This is a genomic window from Dyella sp. (assembly GCF_035277725.1).
In the GTDB taxonomy this organism is placed as follows: domain Bacteria; phylum Pseudomonadota; class Gammaproteobacteria; order Xanthomonadales; family Rhodanobacteraceae; genus Dyella_B.
The window spans coordinates 1-18,971 of sequence record NZ_DATEJY010000102.1 but is presented as its reverse complement, the minus strand read 5'-3'; the positions used below and the strand labels follow the sequence as shown (position 1 = coordinate 18,971).

Sequence of the window (18,971 nt, the reverse complement as noted above, 5' to 3'; positions counted from 1 at the left end):
GGTGCGAACCCCGACATCGCCATGCATGAAGATGACGATGTCGGGGTTCGCACCCCAACCTACATGTGCCGCGCAAGCGCCCACGCCACGTGCTCGCGCACCAACTCCGAAGGATGATCCGCACGCGCCTGCAATGCCGCGCGCACTTCCGCTGACGACGGCGCATTCCCCAGCGCCACCGCAATATTGCGCAACCAGCCTTCATAACCCGTGCGGCGAATCGCCATGCCTTCCGTGCGCTTGAGAAATTCCTCTTCGCTCCAGGCGAACAGTTCCACCAGCCTGGCGCCATCCAGGCTGTGCCGTGGTGCGAAATCCGGCTCGGTTGCATCCTGCGCGAACTTGTTCCAAGGGCAGATCAGCTGGCAATCGTCGCAACCAAAAATACGGTTGCCCATCGGCGCGCGCAGTTCCTCCGGAATCGAGCCTTTCAGCTCGATCGTGAGATAGGAAATACAGCGGCGCGCATCCAGGCGATACGGTCCAACGATGGCCTGCGTGGGGCAAATGTCGATGCATTTGCGGCATGTGCCGCAATGCGCCGTGGCTGCTTCATCGAGCGGCAGCGGCAGATTGGTATATAGCTCGCCAAGAAAGAAATACGACCCGGCCTGACGATGGATCAGCACCGTGTGCTTGCCGATCCATCCCAACCCCGCATTGCGTGCAAGCGCCTTTTCCAGCACAGGCGCGGAATCGACATAGGCGCGATAACCAAACTCACCGACTGCTTCGCGGATGCGCTCGGCCAGCTTCTGCAGACGATTTCGCATCAGTTTGTGGTAATCGCGTCCCAGCGCATAGCGCGCCACGTAGCCGGCTTCGGCATCGCGCACTACATCCCACGCATGCTGTGTGCCAGGCGGCAGGTAATCCATGCGCACGGAAATCACTCGCTGCGTGCCTGGCTCAAGTTCATCCGGCCGGCTGCGCTTGGTGCCATGGCGTGCCATGTAGTCCATGTCGCCGTGGTAGCCGTCCTCCAGCCAGCTCTGCAGATGCTGCTCGTCCTGTTCCAGTGCCACCCCGCTGATGCCGGCATCGGCAAAGCCAAGTTCGCGCGCCCAGCGCTTGATGTCGCGGGCGAGGGCGGTGTAGTCGGGGGCGGTGTGCGGGGACGTGCGCATAGATATGCGCATAGTGTAGTCGTGCTCCCTATAATCCGCCGATGCACGCAGACCGGCACCTCCACGACCTCTACACCGTCGAACAAGTGCGCGCCATCGACCGGCGCGCCATCGACGATCTGGGCGTCAGCGGCTTCGAGCTGATGAACCGAGCGGCCACCGCGGCCTTTGCCTGCTTGTGCCGCCAATGGCCGCATGCGCGTCGCATCGTGGTGTTCTGCGGTCCGGGCAACAACGGCGGCGACGGTTATCTGCTCGCCAGCCTTGCCTATGGCTCGGGCGTGAGCGCCGAAGTGGTGGAGCTGAGCGATAGCGTGCGCGGCGATGCGGTGCCGGCGCGTGAAACCTGGTTGCGCAACGGCGGTATCACGCATCGCTGGCATCAGGATGCCTCGCTGCCACATGCGGACGTCTATGTCGATGCGTTGTATGGCACCGGTTTGAATCGCGCGCCGGAAGCGGCTGCAAGCACCCTGATCGAGCGCATCAACGCATCCGGCATTCCGGTGCTGGCGCTGGATATCCCGTCCGGCTTGGATGCGGATACCGGGCATTGCCCAGGCGCGGCGATTCGCGCGCAAGCCACGGTGAGCTTTATCGCCGCCAAGCGCGGCATGTATACCGGGCAGGCAGCAACGAAGACCGGTGTGCTGCATATCGACACGCTCCGCTTGCCGGACATTCTGTGGCAAGGCATGCCCGCCGACGCCACGTTGCTTGATGCCATGCACCTGGGCCCGCGCGCACGTGATGCGCACAAGGGCGATGCAGGGCATGTGCTGGCGATTGGCGGCGATCACGGCACCGCAGGCGCCATTCGCCTGTGCGGCGAGGCGGCGTTGCGTTGCGGCGCCGGCCTGGTGAGTGTTGCGACACGCGGCGACAATCTCACCGCATTGAACAGCGCGCGTCCGGAATTGATGCCGCACGGCGTGCACGGCCCGCAGGAACTGCAACCCATGCTGGAACGTGCCACCGTGCTGGCTGTCGGTCCGGGCCTGGGGCAGGGCGCGTGGGGCCATGCCTTGTGGCTCACGGCTCTGGATAGCGGCAAACCGCTGGTGCTGGATGCCGACGGCTTGAACCTGCTGGCCCGCGAGCCGCGCCGTTTCACCACGCCTGCCGTGCTGACGCCGCATCCCGGTGAAGCGGGGCGACTGCTCGAAAAAAGCACGGCCGATGTACAAACCGATCGATTCGCCGTCGCGCGCGAGCTGGCGCAACGCTACGGCGCCGTCGTCGTCTTGAAAGGCGCCGGCAGCCTGATTGCCAATCCGGATGGACGTCTAGACGTCTGTATCTGGGGCAATCCCGGCATGGCCAGCGGCGGCATGGGCGATCTGTTGACTGGCGTGATCGCCGCACTGATGGCCCAGGGTTGTTCAGCCTGGGATGCCGCGCGCATCGGCGTCGGCTTGCATGCCCGCGCTGGCGACGTCGCTGCGCGAAAAGGCGAGCGCGGCTTGCTGGCCAGTGATCTACTCGATCCGCTGCATGCATTGGGCAACGGGTTAGGGGTGCTCTGATCCATTTTGCGTAGGCGGCATGATGTCCAGAAGGCACGCAGAGTGGGCTGCGTGGCGCAGGGAAGGCTGGTTGCCTTTTCAAGCCGTGCAGCGCAGTCTGCGTGCCTTCTGGACATCACCCTTCGGGCCGCCCCTGTCTGTTCGCATGCCTTCGGTCCATCGTCTCGACAGACGGCCAGTCTGCCTTCGCCGATGGCCCTGTGGCCTGCGAACAGACAGGGGCGGTGACGCCTACGCAAAATGAATCAGATCACCCCAAGCATGACTGAAGAACATTGGGAGCTGCCCGACGAAGACGCGACCCGTACGCTCGGCGCACAACTCGCCTCCGTCTTGGACAGCGGCCTGGTCATTTACCTGCGCGGCGAACTCGGCGCCGGCAAGACCAGTTTTGCGCGCGCCCTGCTGACGGCGCTGGGCGTGGGCGAACGCATAAAGAGCCCCACCTACAGCCTGGTCGAGGGCTACCAGACCCGGGATGGCCGACCGGCCTGGCATCTGGACCTCTATCGCATCGCCGATCCCGGCGAACTCGAATGGCTGGGGTTGGATGCGCTGGCCGAACCGTCGGCCGTGGTGCTGGTGGAGTGGCCCGAGCGCGGGCAGGGCGCATTGCCCGCGCCGGATCTGGAAGTGCATCTCGGGTACTTCGGCACCGGCCGGCATGCGCGCCTGCAACCCAAGACGCCACGCGGCGAGCTGGCGCTAAGTAGGGTGGGATGACAATCCCGGCTTTTTCTGGACATGGCGATGCTGGGATTGTCATCCAGCCTATGTAAACGTCCGTATTCATTGGGGAAAACGGACCAAGTGCCCCATTTCGCTGGATCGCAAAACGCGCCGTTTAGGGTCAACACCTTGACCTAATCTGACAAAAGCGTCGCAGGTCATGGAAATTTAAAGGAAAACCTCTTGCATTCAGGAATGTGGTGAGCTTCAATGCGCCACCATGAGGGGCTATCTCACTCGCATTTATTGCCTGACTGCTACCGCGCTGCTTGCCGCGGCGCCCAGCTTTGGCCTGCAGGCTGCAGAAGTGAAGAGCGCCCGCGTCTGGGCCGGCCCCGAATACACCCGCGTGGTGTTCGATCTTTCCGGCCCGGCCAAGTACAAGCTCAGCCAGCAAGGCGACCAGGTGGTGCTTGAGCTGGCCGACAGCAGCGCCAGTGGCAAGCTCGCGCCTTCCGCACAAGGCCTGTTCAAGGGGTTGAGCAGCGCCTCGCAGGGTGATGCGCTGCGCCTTGCTGCCGCCGTGACGCCCAATAGCCAACCCAAGACTTTTGTGCTCGGCCCGTCCGGCCAGGCCGGTTATCGGCTGGTGCTGGACCTTTATCCCGGTAGCAGCAAGTCATTGGCTAAATCCGCCTCCGACAAGGACGACGACACGGCGGTGGCGTCGAGCAAACCGGCGCCAGCCAGTGCCAGCTCCACCGCCCTCGCCGACAAAGCCGATGCGCCGGCACCGGTAGTGATCAACGCGAGCAGCAAGCTGACCTCTCACAAGGGCGTCACCACGCGCCAGGCAGCCGTGCTGCTCAACAGCCAGCGCCAGGTGGTGGTGGCGGTCGACGCCGGCCACGGTGGCAAGGACCAGGGCGCACACGGCCCGGACGGCACGCTGGAGAAGAACGTCACGCTGGCCGTGGCGCGCAACCTCGCCGCCTTGATCAACCGCCAGCCCGGCATGAAGGCTGTGCTCACCCGCGATGGCGATTACTTCATTCCGCTCAAGCAACGCTACGAGATCGCCCGCCAGAACCAGGCCGACCTGTTCGTCTCGGTCCACGCCGATTCCTACACCAGCAGCGACGCCAAGGGCTCCTCCGTGTGGGTGCTGTCGCCGCGCGGCAAGAGCTCGGTCGCCGCGCAGATGCTGGCCGATCGCGAAAACAGCTCTGACCTGATCGGCGGCGTATCGCTGGCGGCTGAAAACGACAGCCTTGCTTCCGTGCTGCTCGACATGCAGCAGGGCTGGGCGGTGCAGGCCAGCGAAACGGTGGCGCAGAACGTGCTGAACGCACTTTCCGCACTCGGCCCCACCCATCGCGGCTACGTCGAGCGCGCCAACTTCGTGGTGCTGCGTTCGCCGGACGTGCCGTCGATCCTGGTCGAAACGGCGTTCATCAGCAATCCGAGCGAAGAGCGCAGGCTGCGCGATCCCAGCCATCAGCAGCAGTTGGCCACGGCGATCATGGATGGCGTGAAGGGCTATTTCCTGAGCAACCCGCCACAAGGCACCTGGTTTGCAATGGAAGCCGCGCGCCGCAAAGGCGTGCTGCCGAATGATGCCAAGACCGATGCGGTGGCCAGCACGGATCAGCCCGCCGATGCCGACGTGCGCGACATGCATCGCGTCGTCACTGGCGAAACCTTGCGCAGCATCGCCAAGCAATATGGCGTGAGCGTGGATACGCTCAAGAGTGCCAACGGCATCAACAGCAACAGCGTGCGCACCGGCACCATGCTGGTCATACCAAACAGCTGAGCCACGTAGGTTGGGGTGCGAACCCCAACATTTGCCATGCCCGCATGCAGCACGATGTTGGGGTTCGCACCCCAACCTACGAATCTGAGCGCACGTAGGCTGGGTTGGCGCAGCGTAACCCAGCAAGTCTGACGAAGCCCGGTACGCTGTTGGGTTACGCTACGCCAACCCAATCTACCTTGCGCCCATGTCCCGTATCCGTCCCCTCCCGCCCGAGCTCATCAACCAGATCGCAGCCGGTGAAGTGATCGAACGGCCATCCTCGGTCGTGAAGGAACTGGTCGAAAACAGCCTTGATGCCGGCGCCGGGCGCGTCGAAGTCGATATCGAACTGGGCGGCGCGCGCCTGATTCGCGTGCGTGATGATGGCGATGGTATCGCCGCCGACGATCTGCCGCTGGCCGTCGCCTCGCACGCCACCAGCAAGATCGGCAGTTTCGATGATCTCGAACACGTGGCCAGCATGGGCTTTCGTGGCGAGGCGCTGGCGTCGATGGCGTCGGTCGGCCGTTTCGCCATGACTTCGCGCTTGCGCGGTGCGGACAACGCCTTTCGCATCGAGGTCGATAGCGGCCGCATGCAGGACGTGCGGCCCGCGCAGCATCCGCAAGGCACCAGCGTGGAAGTGCGCGATCTCTTCTACAACGTGCCGGCACGCCGGAAGTTCCTGCGCGCGGAACGCACTGAATTCGCGCACATCGACGATCTGCTCAAATCACTTGCACTGGCGCGTGGCGCTGTCGAATTCCGATTGAGCCATAACGGCAAATCGGTGCGCGTGTGGAAAGCCGCGCGCGATGACAACGCCATGCTGATGCGTGTGGCGGAAATGCTCGGAGAAACCTTTCCGCAGCAGAGCCTGCGTATCGATCATGCGTCGGCAGGCATGCGTTTGTCGGGATGGGTGGGCTTGCCGACCGCGTCGCGTCCGCAGGCCGATGCGCAATATTTCTACGTCAACGGTCGCCTGGTGCGCGATCGCGTGGTGGCGCATGCGGTAAGGCAAGCGTATGCCGACGTGCTGTTCCATGGCCGTCATCCGGCGTTCGTGCTTTACCTGGAATTGGATCCCGCCGGCGTCGATGTGAATGTGCATCCGGCCAAGAGCGAAGTACGTTTTCGCGAACAGCGTCTCGTGCACGATTTCCTGTTCCGCACCTTGCATGAAGCACTCGCGGAAACGCGTGCCGGCCAACATGTGCCCACCGAGGCGCCGGCGTGGAACGCTGCGTCGAACGTCGCCACGACGGTGGTGCAAGAGGCGAGCCGGCAGGTGAGTCATTGGCCGGTAAGTGCATCGCAAAGCCGTCTTCATCTGGGTGTTCGCGACGAGCCATTGATCGAGTACGCCACCTTGCTTGGCGAGCCCGCAGCGGCACTGGCGAACATCGCGCCGCAACCGATGCCCGCAGCGGACCAGGGCGAGGCGCCGCCGCTGGGATATGCCATCGCGCAGCTGAAGACCATCTACATCCTGGCCGAAAACACGCATGGTTTGATCCTGGTCGACATGCACGCCGCGCACGAACGCATCACCTATGAAAAACTGAAAAGCGGCCGCGCCTGCAGCAATCTTCGTTCGCAGATGCTGCTGGTGCCCTTGTCGGTGCCGGTCAGCGCCAAGGAAGCCGCTGCCGCCGAAGAACACGGCGATGCGTTGGCCGATTGGGGCCTGGAGCTTTCGCGCAGCGGCCCTTCGGCTGTTGTGGTACGTCGCATCCCTGCCTTGCTGGAAGGCGCGGACGTGGCGGAGCTGACCCGCAGCGTGCTTGGCGAGTTGGCGCAGCACGGCAGTTCGCGTCAGCTGCAGGAATTGGAAAACGAACTGTTATCCACCATGGCGTGTCATGGCTCCGTGCGCGCAGGCCGCCGGCTCACCCTTCCAGAAATGAACGCCTTGCTGCGCGACATGGAAGCCACCGAGCGCTCTGGTCAATGCAATCATGGCCGGCCAACCTGGGTGCAGTTGGGTATGACGGAGCTGGATAAATTGTTTCTGCGCGGGAGGTAGGCGTAGGTTGGGTCGGCGCCAATGAGACTAAGTTGAGCATCGTCGCCCCGGCGAAGGCCGGGGCCCAGTGATTTTAAGGATCTAAAAAGCCACTGGGTCCCGGCCTTCGCCGGGACGACGGTTCTCAGTTTTTCCAGCCTTTCAGCGGTGTATGGATTCCGGTATGACCTAACCGGATAAGCTTGTTCCTCGATGTCGCCAGGCGCTGCTTGTTTCCCCTGCAAATAGACGTCCATACTCGGCCTTTCTTGCATCGAGCGGAGCAAACCCCATGTGGCGCAGTGTCCTGGCCGGAATGATCTTAAGTACTGGAGTAGCCCTCGTGCATGCCGATACCCCTCAACACGCCGCAACCTCCGATGCCTATCAGCAAAGCATCGAGCAGTGGCGCGCCCAACGCGTCGCGCGACTGACCGCACCAGATGGCTGGCTCAGCCTGATCGGCCTGGAATGGATTCAGGAAGGCGCCAACAAGGTCGGCACCGCGTCCGACAACGACATCGTGCTGCAGGCTGGCCCTGCGCATCTGGGTGTGATCACGCTGGACAAGTCGGGGCAGGTGCAGATCAAGCTGGACAAGAACAGTGGTGCGACGGTGGATGGCAAGCCAGTCGAACAGGCCACGCTGATCGACGACGTGCACGTTACCGGCAATGCAGCCCCTACCAAGGTGACTTTCGGGACGGCGAGCTTCTACGTGATCGATCGCGAAGGCCGCAAGGCATTGCGCGTCAAGGATCCCGATGCTGCCACGCGCAAGCATTTCCTTGGCATCGATTACTTCCCGATCGATCCGTCGTGGCACATCGTCGCCGATTGGGTGCCGTTCGATCCGCCGCATGATTTGAAGATGGGTTCGGTGATCGGCACCACCGACACGGTGAAGGTGCCGGGCAAAGCCGTGTTCACCCGCGATGGCCACACCTACGAACTGCTGCCGTACCAGGAAGAGCCAGGAGGCGAATTGTTCTTCGTGCTGGCCGATCGCACGTCAGGCCATGAAACCTATGGCGCGGCGCGTTTCCTTTACGCCGCGCTGCCGCAGAACGGCAAGGTGGTGCTGGATTTCAACAAGGCTTACAACCCGCCTTGCTCGTTTACGCCGTTTGCCACCTGCCCACTCGCGCCACCGGAAAACCGGTTGGATTTGCGCATTACCGCGGGCGAAAAGAAATACCGCGGCGGGCATTGATGATCGCGTAGGTTATTGTAGGTTGGGGTGAGCGAAGCGAACCCCAACATCGCGAATCATCAGGCATGGCGATGTTGGGGTTCGCGTTCGCTCACCCCAACCTACGATTCACTTCCCTTGAAACACTGCCTTGCGCTTCTCCAGAAACGCGCGTGTTCCTTCCTGCATGTCTTCTGTCGCAAACATCAACGCGAACGCCTTGGTTTCAAACTCCAAGCCTTGATCCAGCGACGTCTCGCCGCCTTGCAGCACGGTATCCAGAATGCTGGCCGCAGCTACCGGTGCGGCGGCAGCGAGCTGGTCGGCCAGCGCATGGACCGCGTCATCCAACGTTTCGGGTGCCACCACGCGAGTGACGATGCCCAGTTCGTAAGCGCGCTGCGCGGTGATGGTGCCGCCGGTCAGGCATAGCTCCAGCGCCGCGCCACGGCCGGCCAGCCGCAGCAGGCGCTGGGTGCCGCCAAAGCCGGGGATCAGGCCCAGGTTGATTTCCGGCTGGCCGAACCTGGCTTTCTCGCTGGCAATGCGCAGATGGCAGCACATCGCCAGTTCCATGCCGCCGCCCAGGGCAAAGCCTTGAATGCGCGCGATCACCGGCTTGCCCAATCGTTCCACGCTGCTCATCAGCCGCTGGCCGGTGCGCGAAAAACTTTGCGCCTGCATCGGCGTGTAGCCGCTCATCTCACTGATGTCCGCGCCGGCTACGAACGCCTTGTCGCCGGCGCCGGCCAGCACGATCGCCCGTACCGCGTCGTCCTGCGCGGCCTGGCTGAAGGCGAGGGTCAGCTCGTTCAAGGTTTCGCGATTGAGCGCATTGAGCTTGTCTGGCCGGTTGACGGTGATGGTGCGCACGGCACCACGATTGCCGATCTCGAGATTGCGGTAGGCCATGCGTTGGCTCCCTTGGAAACGGTAAAGCACTGATTTTAGCAGCGGGAACCTTTGCCGCTCCTGGCTTTCTCATTGCCAGTTCGATGTCTGTGCCATGCCGTTCCGGGCCATCCCTCGTTGCGCTGAGCGTTACGGTGTAGCTGCATCGAGCCACCGATCTGCCTACGATGACGGCTTTCGCCGTATGCTTAGAGCCCGCCCCATGCCTCCAAGTCGTACTCACCAGTTCTGTTTGCCCGGATCGCGGCCGCTCAGGGATGCCGGCTGCACAGAGGCGTTGGGCGGTTTTGCAGCCTGGAGAATGTAATGACACCTACGCGTTGGTTGCTTCCGGTTCCGCTGCTGCTTGCCGCTTGCGCGGTCCAGGCGCAGGGAACGAACGCGTCCGGCTCGTCACAACCGCAGGCTCCGGCAGCGAAGCTCGACAAGCACAAGCTTTCCTACGCCATCGGCTATCGCATCGGCACGCAGTTTTCCGACGGCGATATCCCGGTGGACATGGCTGTGCTGCAGAAAGCCATCGAAGACGCCTACGCCAAGCGCGCACCCGCCGTATCCAGGCAGGACATGTACAACCAGCTGGTGAGCCTTGGCGAACGCATGCACGACCAGGCGATGGCCGAGTTCCATCGCATCGCCACCGAGAACGCCAAGAAAAGCGCCGACTACATGACGCACAACGCGACCCTTCCGGGCGTGGTGCAGCTGCCTTCCGGCATCCAGTATTCGGTGATCAAGAAAGGCGACGGCTCGGTCAGTCCGGGCATCGACAGCCAGGTCACCGTCAACTACCGCGGCATGCTGATCGACGGCACCGAATTCGACAGCACGTGGGCGCATGGCAACCCGGTCACGTTTACCGTGGACAAGGTGATCCGCGGCTGGCAATACGTGATCCCGCGCATGCACGTGGGCGATCGTTGGAAGGTGGTGATCCCGCCTGCACTCGCCTACGGCGATCAGGGCGCACTGCCACGCATCGGCCCAAACCAGGCGCTGGTGTTCGACATCGAGTTGCTGGACATCAAGCCGCCAAATCCGCAGGCAGCAGGCCCCTGACGCCGGTACGGCATGTGCGTTAGCATGTCCGGCGCATGCCGAACCCATCCCCGCTTACTCCTCAAGCCATTCTCAGTCCCTGTGTCGGCATCTGCCGGCTGGACGCACGCGGCTATTGCGAAGGTTGCTACCGCACCGGCGATGAAATCGCCCGCTGGCGCAGCATGAGCGAACTCGAACGTTCACACTTCATGGACGTGGTGCTGCCCGCACGCGAACCCGCATGATGGAAGCCCTGCAGCGCGTCCTGCGTCCGCTGTCGCAACCGCCGCTGCCGCCGGGTTGGAATCACGCCGAGATGACCGAGCTGATCGGTGAAGTGGAGCGCCGCCCCGCCGCGGTGCTGATCGGCGTGCGCGACGAGCAGCCACTGCGCATGGTTTTCACGGTGCGCACGGATCATCTCAGCTCGCACGCGGGACAAGTCGCGTTTCCCGGCGGCAGTGCCGATCCCACCGACGCCGATGCGCTGACCACCGCGCTACGCGAAACGGAAGAGGAGATCGGCTTGCCGCGCGCATTGGTCACGCCGCTGGGCTATCTGGATTGCTTTGAAACCATCAGTGGTTTCTGCATCACGCCGGTCGTGGCGCGCATCGATGCCGCAGCGCGCTTTGTGCCGGCGCCCGACGAGGTGGCCGAAGTTTTCGAAGTGCCGCTGGCATTCTTCCTCGACCCGTCGAACCTGAAACGCTACGCCATGAACTACCGCGGCCATCAACGCGAGATGGTGGAATTCCACTACCAGGGCCACCGCATCTGGGGCGCCACCGCCGCCATCTTGATGAATCTTCTGCAAAGGATGGAACAGTCATGAAAAGCACATTGATCGCCGCCGAAGAACTCGCGGCCCTGTCGCCGGATGGCGTGCTGATCGTCGATTGCCGTTTCGATCTCGCCGATGCCAAAAAGGGCGAGCGCGATTACCACGCCGAGCACATTCCTGGCGCCGTCTTTGCCGATCTGGATCATGATCTTTCCGATCTCAGCCGCATTCCGCTCGGGCTTGGCCGGCATCCGCTGCCGTCCGAACAAGCATTCTCTGCCGTGCTGTCGCGCCTGGGCTGGCGCCCCGGTTTGCAGGTAGCGAGTTATGACGCCGGCAACGGTTCGCTTGCGGCAGCGCGCTTGTGGTGGCTGCTGCGCTTGTGCGGCATACGCGAAGCAGCAGTGCTCGATGGCGGCTATGCAGCGTGGAAGGCGGCGAATTTACCGGTATCGCAAGAAATGCCAAAGCGGACGCCAACGCAGGTGAGTGTGCATTACGAAAGTAGCCAGGTGGTCATCGATCACACTGCCATTGGCAACATGCAAGACGACTTGCTTATCGATGCGCGCGCTACACCGCGTTACCGTGGCGAAGTGGAACCGATCGATCGCGTTGCCGGCCACGTTCCCGGTGCGGCGAACCGGCCGTTTACCGATAACCTGCAGGCGGACGGGCGTTTCAAATCACCGGCGGCGTTGCGCGAGGAGTTTCGCGCGGTGATCGGCAACCACGCGCCGGAACAGGTCGTGCATATGTGCGGCTCCGGCGTTACCGCCTGCCACAATCTGCTGGCCATGGAGCACGCCGGCTTGGCCGGCTCGCGCTTGTATGCGCCATCGTGGAGTGGATGGATCAGCGACGCCTCCCGCCCCATCGCAACCGGGAACACGTAACCCCATGGTCGTCATTCCCGCTTTCGCGGGAATGACGACCATACGTAGGTTGGGGTGCGAACCCCAACATGGCGCTCATGTGCCGGCAATGTTGGGATCCGCGTTCCGCTCACCCCAGCCTACGTCACGTGCGAATCACTTCGCCTTGCTCTTCAACCTCTCCACCAACGCCTGCAACGTCGCCTGGGTCTGCGGGTGGAAGAACGCATCCACAAATGCATCGATCGGCAACGCGTCCACATTCGCAAACGTGGTCATGAGATCCGCGCGCGCGATCAACCGCGTCCGGAGCATGGCATGCGAGGGCAGGGCGAGCGTTTCGTTGAGCCAATGCAAGGCACGCGTGGCAACCTGATCCACCGCAACCAATTCGTCCACAAATCCAAACGCCAACGCCTGCTCCGCATCGATCAACGCACCGGACACCAACAAGCGTTCCGCCCGATACGCACCCACTACGCGACGCAGCGCCATCTGTATGCAATCCGGTGCAATCAACCCTACCTGCACCTCGTTCAAGCCGATGCGATACGGGCCTTGCGCCATCACACGGTAATCGCAGAACAGCGAAAGCACCGCGCCACCGGCAGGGCTGTGACCGGTGATCGCCGCCACGACCGGTATCGGCAAGTTGGCAAGGGCTGCGCAAGTGACGAAGAACTCGCGCCAGAACTCACGCACGCCGAGACGATCTCGCGTGAGCAACGCCGGCACATCCACTCCGGCGGAGAACATACCTTGCGCACCGGACAACACCACACCGCGTGCCTCCTCGCGCACCGCATCGGCCAGCGCCTGTTGCAACGCGCGCAGCAAATCCAGGTTCAGCGCATTCACGGGCGGACGCGCCAGCTGGATCTCCACAACGGCATCGTGCTTGATGATGTTGAGCATGAAATATTCCCCTGATGGCGGCTGCGCGTGGATGCGTAGACATGTACGTTGGGTTAGCGCAGCGTAACCCAACGAATCGCTCCGAACATGTTGGATTACGCTGCGCTAACCCAACCTACGACTGCGGCTGCACGTCGGCCGTCCAGCTGTAGCGTACGCCATAGTCGAGCACGGCTTTGCCGTTCGCCGGCACATCGACCTTGAACTCCAGCGTATCGGTGGTCTGCTTGCTCGGCTTCACCGTCGAGGATGTCACCGCCCACTGCCGCCAGCGGTTCGGATGCTCGCGCACCGTCACTGTCCTTGCACTTTCGCCGGCATTGGTCAGCGTGATGCGGAAGGCTTCATCCATCGTGCGGCCGGCCTTGTCGACATGAAAACTCGTGCGCTCGCGCTGGCCGCGCAGATCGAAGGCGGTGCCCAGCGTGATCATGGCATCGCTGCCCTTGGGCGTGTCGTTGATACGCCCTTCGCCGATGAATTGCGGCACGCCGGTGCGATCGGCGGTAAGCACGCGCAGGTAGCCGGCCGGCAGGCTGTCGAAGGCGGTGAAGCGCAATGTACTGATGACGCTGGTGTTGCCATCGGTATTGAACGTGTCATTGAGCATCGGCTGCGGCGGCATCCAGTTGCCGCCGTTCTCATACAGCGACGTGCGTTCGCAGCTCACCGTGCGCGCGGCATAGAGCGGCACCTGGCTGATGCTGCCATCGGGCAGGTCCACCGGCGCCGGCAGTGTGTAGCTGCGGTAATCGCCGACTGAGGATTGCTCGGGCAAGGCTTCGGCCGCCACGGGTGCGGCCATGGCGCGCATCATCATGGGCCGCGGTCCGCTGCTTTTGGCGAAGTTGGGCTCGCCGGCGATCAAGGTAAGGCTGGTATCGCGCCAGTCGCGACCGCTGCGATTGGCGATGCTGGCGTGCGATTCAAACTGCATGCTGCACGCATTGCCCGGTTGCAGCGTCGCAACATAGGCCGCGCGCCAGCCGATGCCGGCGGTGGGATAGCTCAACACTGCATTGGCTTGCCCGCTGCGCGAAGCATCCACGCGCAGGCGCAGGCTGGAGCCGGTAGGAAAATCGCCGCCTTGCGTATTTACCGCCGCATACTGGCGGATCAACGTGGTGCCGTTGCCAGTGCGTACCACCAGCCCATCGTCGCCCGCGCGAAGCAGCGTGCCGCTCGCCAGCGTCTGCCCGCTGTCACCCAGCACGCTGATGCTGCTGCCGGTCAAGCCGGTCAACGCCGCGTTAGGCCCTTGGCCCAGCAGCAGGCGCTGGGAGATCACCTTGGCCTCGCCGCCGGGAAAGCCCAGCGCCATCGACTCGGCATCCAGGTGATTGGGCAGGTCACCCACCACCACGTCGTGCACCCCCGACTCCAACGCCATGCTGCGTCGCTCCCGCACCACGGCGTAACCGCTGTTGACGTCGGTATCGCCACTGCTTGTGTACAAAGCGGGGTTGTCGCTGCGATACAGGGTCATCGATGCACCATCGGCGGCTTCGGCCCGTGAAACGCCTCCCAGCGCCGCGATGGCAACGGCCAGAACAGTTCGATAGTTGATCGGCATGGCGCACTCCTTTGGCGATGAATGGGCCGATCATAGCGAGCACGCCGCCATGGCGTACCTACTGCATCGCCAGTCGTTCCCATCCGCTTCAGGGCGGCGGCCTGCCATGCATGCATGGCACGGTCGAACCGGCGTACCATCGGCGCCAGTTCACGTTTGCCGGTGCGGCACTCCCGGCTGCTTCACTTGAATGCGCAACGGACCCAAGAGGCGCAGATGGATGGCTTCTCGCTACGCGTGGTGATTGCGGACGATCACCCGGGGATGATCGCCGGTGTCGAACACAGCCTGTCTTCCGTCGGTACCATCCGGTTGACCGGCACCGCGCTCAACTCCACCGCATTGATCCGCATTCTGGATACGGATGGCTGCGATGTGCTGGTTTCAGACTACGCCATGCCCGGCAACGAGCATGGCGACGGCATTGCGTTCCTTGCGTTTCTTCAGCGGCGTTACCCTTCGCTGAAGCTGGTCGTGTTGACCATGCTGGACAGTCCCGCCGTGCTGCGTGCACTGCGGGCGCAAGGTATCCGCTGCATCGTCAGCAAGTCCGATGCGCTCAGCCATCTGGTCCCCGCCATCCATGCCGCGGCGACGGACGGCACCTACTGTTCGCCATCCATCCAGACCAGCCTCCGCGTGCATCAGCTGGACGTGAACACGGGCCTGGCCCTGCAACCATTGAGCAAACGCGAACTTGAGGTGGTGCGTCTTTACGCCAGCGGCATGACCGTCAACGAAATCGCCGAACGGGTCAGCCGCAGCAAGAAAACCATCAGCACGCAGAAAGCGCGCGCCATGCAGAAGCTCGGCATCGAGCGCGATGTGGATCTGCTGCGGTATGCGATTGAACACGGCATGGTCGCATCAGCATCACAGCCGGGCAGCCCGGACGTGTAGGTTGGGGTGCAAACCCAACATCGCCATGCCTGCATGCATCCTCATGTTGGGGTTCGCACCCCAACCTACGATGGCATCTTGGCGCGCCGCTGCAATACGAAGGGCGCATGCGCGGCAAACTCCCGCATGGCCACCGCCAAGGCGGCACGGTCACCGGCAACGGCCATGGCTTCCATGTTCCCGACTTTATCCGCCGTTTCCATCTCGCCAATCATGGCAAACGATCCGCGCAAGGCATGCAGATGGTCGCGCACGCTTTTCAAATCGCCAGCGCTCAATGACGCATGGATGGCATCCACCGACTGCCGCAAGCTCTGCTGCAGCAGCGCATGAATGTTGGCCGGCAGCGGGCCTTCGGCTAGGTGGGTGATGGCGTGGGGTTCGGCCGATGAACCTGCAAGCTCCAGCACCATGCGCTCGATCGTATCGAGCAGAATCGGCCTGACCAGCACGGCATTCATTCCCGCTTCGGCGCAACGCTCATGTTCGGTGACGCTCGCGCTGGCCGTCACGGCGATGATGGGAAGACGCATGCCCTGCGATCGCAACAGCCGCGCAAGCGTGTAGCCATCCATGCCCGGCATGTTGAGGTCGGTCAGCACCATGTCATAGCGCGCCTGGGCAATGAGCTGCAGGGCCTGCGCGCCATCGGCGGCGACATCGGCCTGGTAGCCGAGGGTGTTCATTTGCGCCTGCACCAGCGCGCGATTGGCCGGATGGTCGTCGACCACCAGTATTCGTACGGGCTGCGCGTGAGCAGCGGGCGATTGCTCGCGCGTATCCACGTCACCAGCGTCAGGGGCCGTCGCCACCGGCAACGGCAGCGTGACGATGAACGTGCTCCCCACGCCGATCTCGCTTTTCACGCCGATCGTGCCATGCATCAGTTCGGCCAGGCGCTTGCACAGCGCCAGCCCAAGACCGGTACCGCCGAAGCGCCGCGCAATGCTCGAATCGGCTTGTGCAAACGGATGGAACAGTTGTTGCTGCTGCGCGGGCGTCATGCCCACGCCACTATCGCTGACGCCGATGACGACCGGCGAATGCGGGTCTGCATCGTTGCGCGGGTAAACCTCCAGCGTGATCTCACCCTGTGCCGTGAACTTCACCGCATTGCTGAGCAGGTTCGTCACGATCTGGCGGATGCGCGTGGGGTCGCCCATGTAGTGCGCGGCCAATGCATCGTCCACCACGCAATCGAACTGAATGCCCTTCGCCGCCAAGATCGGCGTAAACATGTCGCCAACCTGACGGATCACCTCGGCCAGATCGAAACGGATGGTTTCGATCGGCATCTGCCCGGACTCGATCTTGGAGAAATCCAGCACGCTGCTGATGGTGTCCAGCAGTGCATGCGATGATGACGTGACCGTGTGCAAGCGCTCGCTCTGCTCGGGCAGCAGCGGCGATCGGTCCAGCAGCTCCAGGTTGCCGAGAATGGCGTTGAGCGGCGTGCGTATCTCGTGGCTCATGGTGGCCAGAAAAACCGATTTCGCCTCATTGGCTGCATTGGCCGCCCGGCGTGCTTCATCCAGCTTACGCTCGGTGTGCTTGCGCGCGGTGATGTCCGTGAAATTGCACAGCACCACGTCGTTGCCCTGGTAGCGGGTACGCATCAAGCTCACCAGCAGATTGCAGGTGCTGCCGTCTTTCATCGCGACGGCTGTTTCCAGATCATGCTGCCATTCGGGTGCGGCAGGATCAGGGTCAAACAGACGCATCAGCTTGCGATGCAGCGGCTCGTCACCTTGCATCCGCGCATCGTAAGCACGCATCACGTCGTTCTGCAGCAGCACCGCCTTGTCGTGCAAACCCATCAACGCAAAGCCGAACGGTGCGGTGGTGATCATGGTGCGATTGAGGTTCTCGCTTTCCACGATGCGTTGCGAGCGGCGCCACGCGGGTATGAACACTTTGCGGTCCAGCCATGCCAGTGCAATCCAGATAAGGCCGATCACAAGCAGCGAGGTGGCTACGTAGGCAATCAGCTTCGGCCACAGTGCAACGATGATGGTGCTCAGCGCAAAGGTATGGATCAGTGTCCAGTCGGTGCCTTGGATGCCCTGGCTGATGATGAACATACCGTCATGGAACATTGCAACCGGCTGCTCGCTGTGCAGTGCAGGCCGAGTGCGCAGTGCCAAGTAAATGATATTTTCTGACGGCAGGCCATGCCGGGTGTGCAAAATGACTCGGCCATGGCCGTCAACCATGAACGACACCGTGTCGTACTGGTCTACAGGAAGCTTCGCCAGCACCGAACGCGTAGGCAAATTGCTGATGAGGGTGGCGAATGGCTTGCCGTTATCGAAGGCTGTGGCGGCCAGACGTATCACTTGCTGGTGCTGAATGGGATCAAGCGCAGGCACAAGCCAGTTCGAACGGGAAATGGCCGGTACATCCGATGCCGTCGATTGACCGGGTTCGTTGTCACCCGGTGCGATCATCCCGATCAGGTGCCGCACATCGGTGGCGCCATCGGTTTGAAGTGTGCTGTCTGACCCGGGAGCCGGAATGAAAACGATGAAATCGTGATTCGGGCTGTACAAATAACCGGACATCGCTTGCGATTGTGATTGCAATTTGAAATAAGCGCCGGCCCGATAGCTCATCTCATTGGCCAGTGCGAGATAGCGGCCGAAGGTGTCGGAGGGCTGTTGCGGCGTCACCTCACCCAGTGCCAGGACCGGAGCGAACTGCGGATTGCCCTGCAATACGACACGTCCATGCTGTGCTGTGAAAGTGGCGACCAAGGCGGGGGAAGCCGATTCCCTCGTGGACCATACGGCTTCCTCATGGGCAATAAACGTACGCACCGCGAAGTCACGCGCCTGGAATTCGAGCTGGACGAGCAGCTTTCGAACCGCGAAGTCGGCATAGCGCCGCGCTATCTCGTCCCTGGCCATCGAATACAACAAGACACAGGTGGCGGCGGCAAGCACGATCGAGATGAGCATGCCTCCGCCATAGAGCAGCCGTCGCTGATAACGGTTCACCGTGTCTTCCATTGGGCGTAAGAACCTAATAGGGAAGTGAGAAGCGAAGTATTCGCCATGCGATAGTGTGCACGCTGGCTTTATCGCAACTTGCCATGCCCTTCACAAGGGATTATCGGGATACGTGTCATGTTTCACATGCCATGCATGTTTGCGATGCATGGGTGACCGTTAATCGTTTTGACATGCGGTACGGCCGCCGTTTCACCCGGCGGCCACATCTTTAGCGAATCCTCGTCGCGTTGCCAGTGCATGGCATGTGGTAAGGCGCGGTGCGCCGCATATTTGCTTCACGGAGGAAGTCTTTCGATCGATTGCTCCATCGCGCCAACCTTCGGTTCCTGTGCGGAGCCTCCTCTCGTTTCGCCGGAGGTTTTTCAGCGCAAGGCTGAAGCGTGTTCAAGAAACTGTTCCAACCTTTCCGTAAGCCAGCAGCAAGCGTGCATGCGCCGTCATGTTGAGTGCCGAAAGCGTTGCGGTTTTATGAAACCGTGTGTGGATGTGACGCTGAAACGACATGTGGCTGCGTGACGTAAACCTCCTTATCCCCATCGCTGAAAGGATGCGTCGCCATGAAAAAACACAACGGTCACTCTACTGATCATGGCCAATCGAAGGCCCGCCACGTGCCAAGCGGCCTTCAGGCCACTCTGGC

At 62.4% G+C, this 18,971-nt stretch carries 13 protein-coding genes and 1 pseudogene; 9 read left to right on the top strand and 5 right to left on the bottom strand.

Translation table 11 applies throughout. From position 1 onward, the window contains the following. Positions 1 to 59: 59 nt before the first annotated feature. Positions 60 to 1,127 (bottom strand): tRNA epoxyqueuosine(34) reductase QueG, encoded by a 1,068-nt coding sequence (gene queG / locus VJR68_RS09090; protein WP_324147355.1) that lies wholly within the window; start codon positions 1,125 to 1,127, stop codon positions 60 to 62. Positions 1,128 to 1,168: 41 nt separating this feature from the next. Between queG and VJR68_RS09085 the strand changes: the two genes are divergently transcribed. The 5 genes from VJR68_RS09085 (at position 1,169) to VJR68_RS09065 (ending at position 8,341) form a co-directional block, all read left to right on the top strand. Continuing rightward, positions 1,169 to 2,653, top strand: coding sequence for an NAD(P)H-hydrate dehydratase (locus VJR68_RS09085; protein ID WP_324147354.1), 1,485 nt, complete (start codon positions 1,169 to 1,171; stop codon positions 2,651 to 2,653). Between the two features lie 240 nt (positions 2,654 to 2,893). Continuing rightward, entirely contained in the window at positions 2,894 to 3,376 is a 483-nt protein-coding gene (gene tsaE / locus VJR68_RS09080; protein ID WP_324147353.1) for a tRNA (adenosine(37)-N6)-threonylcarbamoyltransferase complex ATPase subunit type 1 TsaE, read from the top strand. Between the two features lie 226 nt (positions 3,377 to 3,602). After that, the gene (locus tag VJR68_RS09075) at positions 3,603 to 5,138 is read left to right on the top strand and encodes an N-acetylmuramoyl-L-alanine amidase (RefSeq protein ID WP_324147352.1); all 1,536 of its coding nucleotides are present in this window, start codon (positions 3,603 to 3,605) and stop codon (positions 5,136 to 5,138) included. A 187-nt stretch (positions 5,139 to 5,325) separates the two neighbouring features. Beyond that, positions 5,326 to 7,149 carry a DNA mismatch repair endonuclease MutL gene (gene mutL / locus VJR68_RS09070; RefSeq protein WP_324147351.1) on the top strand — a complete coding sequence of 608 codons (1,824 nt, stop codon included), beginning with the start codon at positions 5,326 to 5,328 and terminating at the stop codon, positions 7,147 to 7,149. Positions 7,150 to 7,444: 295 nt separating this feature from the next. Next, on the top strand, positions 7,445 to 8,341 hold the full coding sequence (locus tag VJR68_RS09065) for a DUF1684 domain-containing protein (protein ID WP_324147380.1): 897 nt from the start codon (positions 7,445 to 7,447) through the stop codon (positions 8,339 to 8,341). A 108-nt stretch (positions 8,342 to 8,449) separates the two neighbouring features. On the opposite strand, the gene VJR68_RS09060 is transcribed toward VJR68_RS09065, so the two are convergent. Then, entirely contained in the window at positions 8,450 to 9,232 is a 783-nt protein-coding gene (locus VJR68_RS09060; RefSeq protein ID WP_324147350.1) for an enoyl-CoA hydratase/isomerase family protein, read from the bottom strand. A 306-nt stretch (positions 9,233 to 9,538) separates the two neighbouring features. On the opposite strand from VJR68_RS09060, the gene VJR68_RS09055 reads away from it, so the two are divergent. From VJR68_RS09055 to VJR68_RS09045, 3 genes and pseudogenes are all read left to right on the top strand, one after another. Beyond that, entirely contained in the window at positions 9,539 to 10,291 is a 753-nt protein-coding gene (locus VJR68_RS09055) for an FKBP-type peptidyl-prolyl cis-trans isomerase (protein ID WP_324147349.1), read from the top strand. Between the two features lie 35 nt (positions 10,292 to 10,326). Further along, positions 10,327 to 11,108: pseudogene (locus tag VJR68_RS09050) on the top strand (CoA pyrophosphatase). After that, positions 11,105 to 11,953, top strand: a complete 849-nt coding sequence (locus tag VJR68_RS09045; protein WP_324147348.1) for a sulfurtransferase — start codon at positions 11,105 to 11,107, stop codon at positions 11,951 to 11,953. Before VJR68_RS09050 ends, VJR68_RS09045 begins: the two are co-directional and overlap by 4 nt. A 135-nt stretch (positions 11,954 to 12,088) precedes the next feature. Here the strand turns inward: VJR68_RS09045 and VJR68_RS09040 are convergent, their stop codons facing one another. Both VJR68_RS09040 and VJR68_RS09035 read right to left on the bottom strand, forming a co-directional pair. Then, complete coding sequence (locus tag VJR68_RS09040) at positions 12,089 to 12,847, bottom strand: enoyl-CoA hydratase/isomerase family protein (protein WP_324147347.1); 759 nt, start codon at positions 12,845 to 12,847, stop codon at positions 12,089 to 12,091. Positions 12,848 to 12,962: 115 nt separating this feature from the next. Further along, the gene (locus VJR68_RS09035; RefSeq protein ID WP_324147346.1) at positions 12,963 to 14,420 is read right to left on the bottom strand and encodes a DUF4139 domain-containing protein; all 1,458 of its coding nucleotides are present in this window, start codon (positions 14,418 to 14,420) and stop codon (positions 12,963 to 12,965) included. Between the two features lie 186 nt (positions 14,421 to 14,606). Here VJR68_RS09035 and VJR68_RS09030 point away from each other — a divergent pair, with 186 nt between their 5' ends. Then, the gene (locus VJR68_RS09030; protein WP_324147345.1) at positions 14,607 to 15,320 is read left to right on the top strand and encodes a response regulator transcription factor; all 714 of its coding nucleotides are present in this window, start codon (positions 14,607 to 14,609) and stop codon (positions 15,318 to 15,320) included. Positions 15,321 to 15,385: 65 nt separating this feature from the next. Here the strand turns inward: VJR68_RS09030 and VJR68_RS09025 are convergent, their stop codons facing one another. Further along, positions 15,386 to 18,316, bottom strand: a complete 2,931-nt coding sequence (locus tag VJR68_RS09025) for a hybrid sensor histidine kinase/response regulator (RefSeq protein WP_324147344.1) — start codon at positions 18,314 to 18,316, stop codon at positions 15,386 to 15,388. Positions 18,317 to 18,971: the final 655 nt, after the last annotated feature.

What these genes read in the sequence shown, in the direction of transcription:
- queG (WP_324147355.1), bottom strand. Translation starts at nt 1,127, where the DNA reads ATGCGCACGTCCCCGCACACCGCCCCCGACTACACCGCCCTCGCCCGC.
- VJR68_RS09085 (WP_324147354.1), top strand. Translation starts at nt 1,169, where the DNA reads ATGCACGCAGACCGGCACCTCCACGACCTCTACACCGTCGAACAAGTG.
- tsaE (WP_324147353.1), top strand. Translation starts at nt 2,894, where the DNA reads ATGAATCAGATCACCCCAAGCATGACTGAAGAACATTGGGAGCTGCCC.
- VJR68_RS09075 (WP_324147352.1), top strand. Translation starts at nt 3,603, where the DNA reads ATGAGGGGCTATCTCACTCGCATTTATTGCCTGACTGCTACCGCGCTG.
- mutL (WP_324147351.1), top strand. Translation starts at nt 5,326, where the DNA reads ATGTCCCGTATCCGTCCCCTCCCGCCCGAGCTCATCAACCAGATCGCA.
- VJR68_RS09065 (WP_324147380.1), top strand. Translation starts at nt 7,445, where the DNA reads ATGATCTTAAGTACTGGAGTAGCCCTCGTGCATGCCGATACCCCTCAA.
- VJR68_RS09060 (WP_324147350.1), bottom strand. Translation starts at nt 9,232, where the DNA reads ATGGCCTACCGCAATCTCGAGATCGGCAATCGTGGTGCCGTGCGCACC.
- VJR68_RS09055 (WP_324147349.1), top strand. Translation starts at nt 9,539, where the DNA reads ATGACACCTACGCGTTGGTTGCTTCCGGTTCCGCTGCTGCTTGCCGCT.
- VJR68_RS09045 (WP_324147348.1), top strand. Translation starts at nt 11,105, where the DNA reads ATGAAAAGCACATTGATCGCCGCCGAAGAACTCGCGGCCCTGTCGCCG.
- VJR68_RS09040 (WP_324147347.1), bottom strand. Translation starts at nt 12,847, where the DNA reads ATGCTCAACATCATCAAGCACGATGCCGTTGTGGAGATCCAGCTGGCG.
- VJR68_RS09035 (WP_324147346.1), bottom strand. Translation starts at nt 14,420, where the DNA reads ATGCCGATCAACTATCGAACTGTTCTGGCCGTTGCCATCGCGGCGCTG.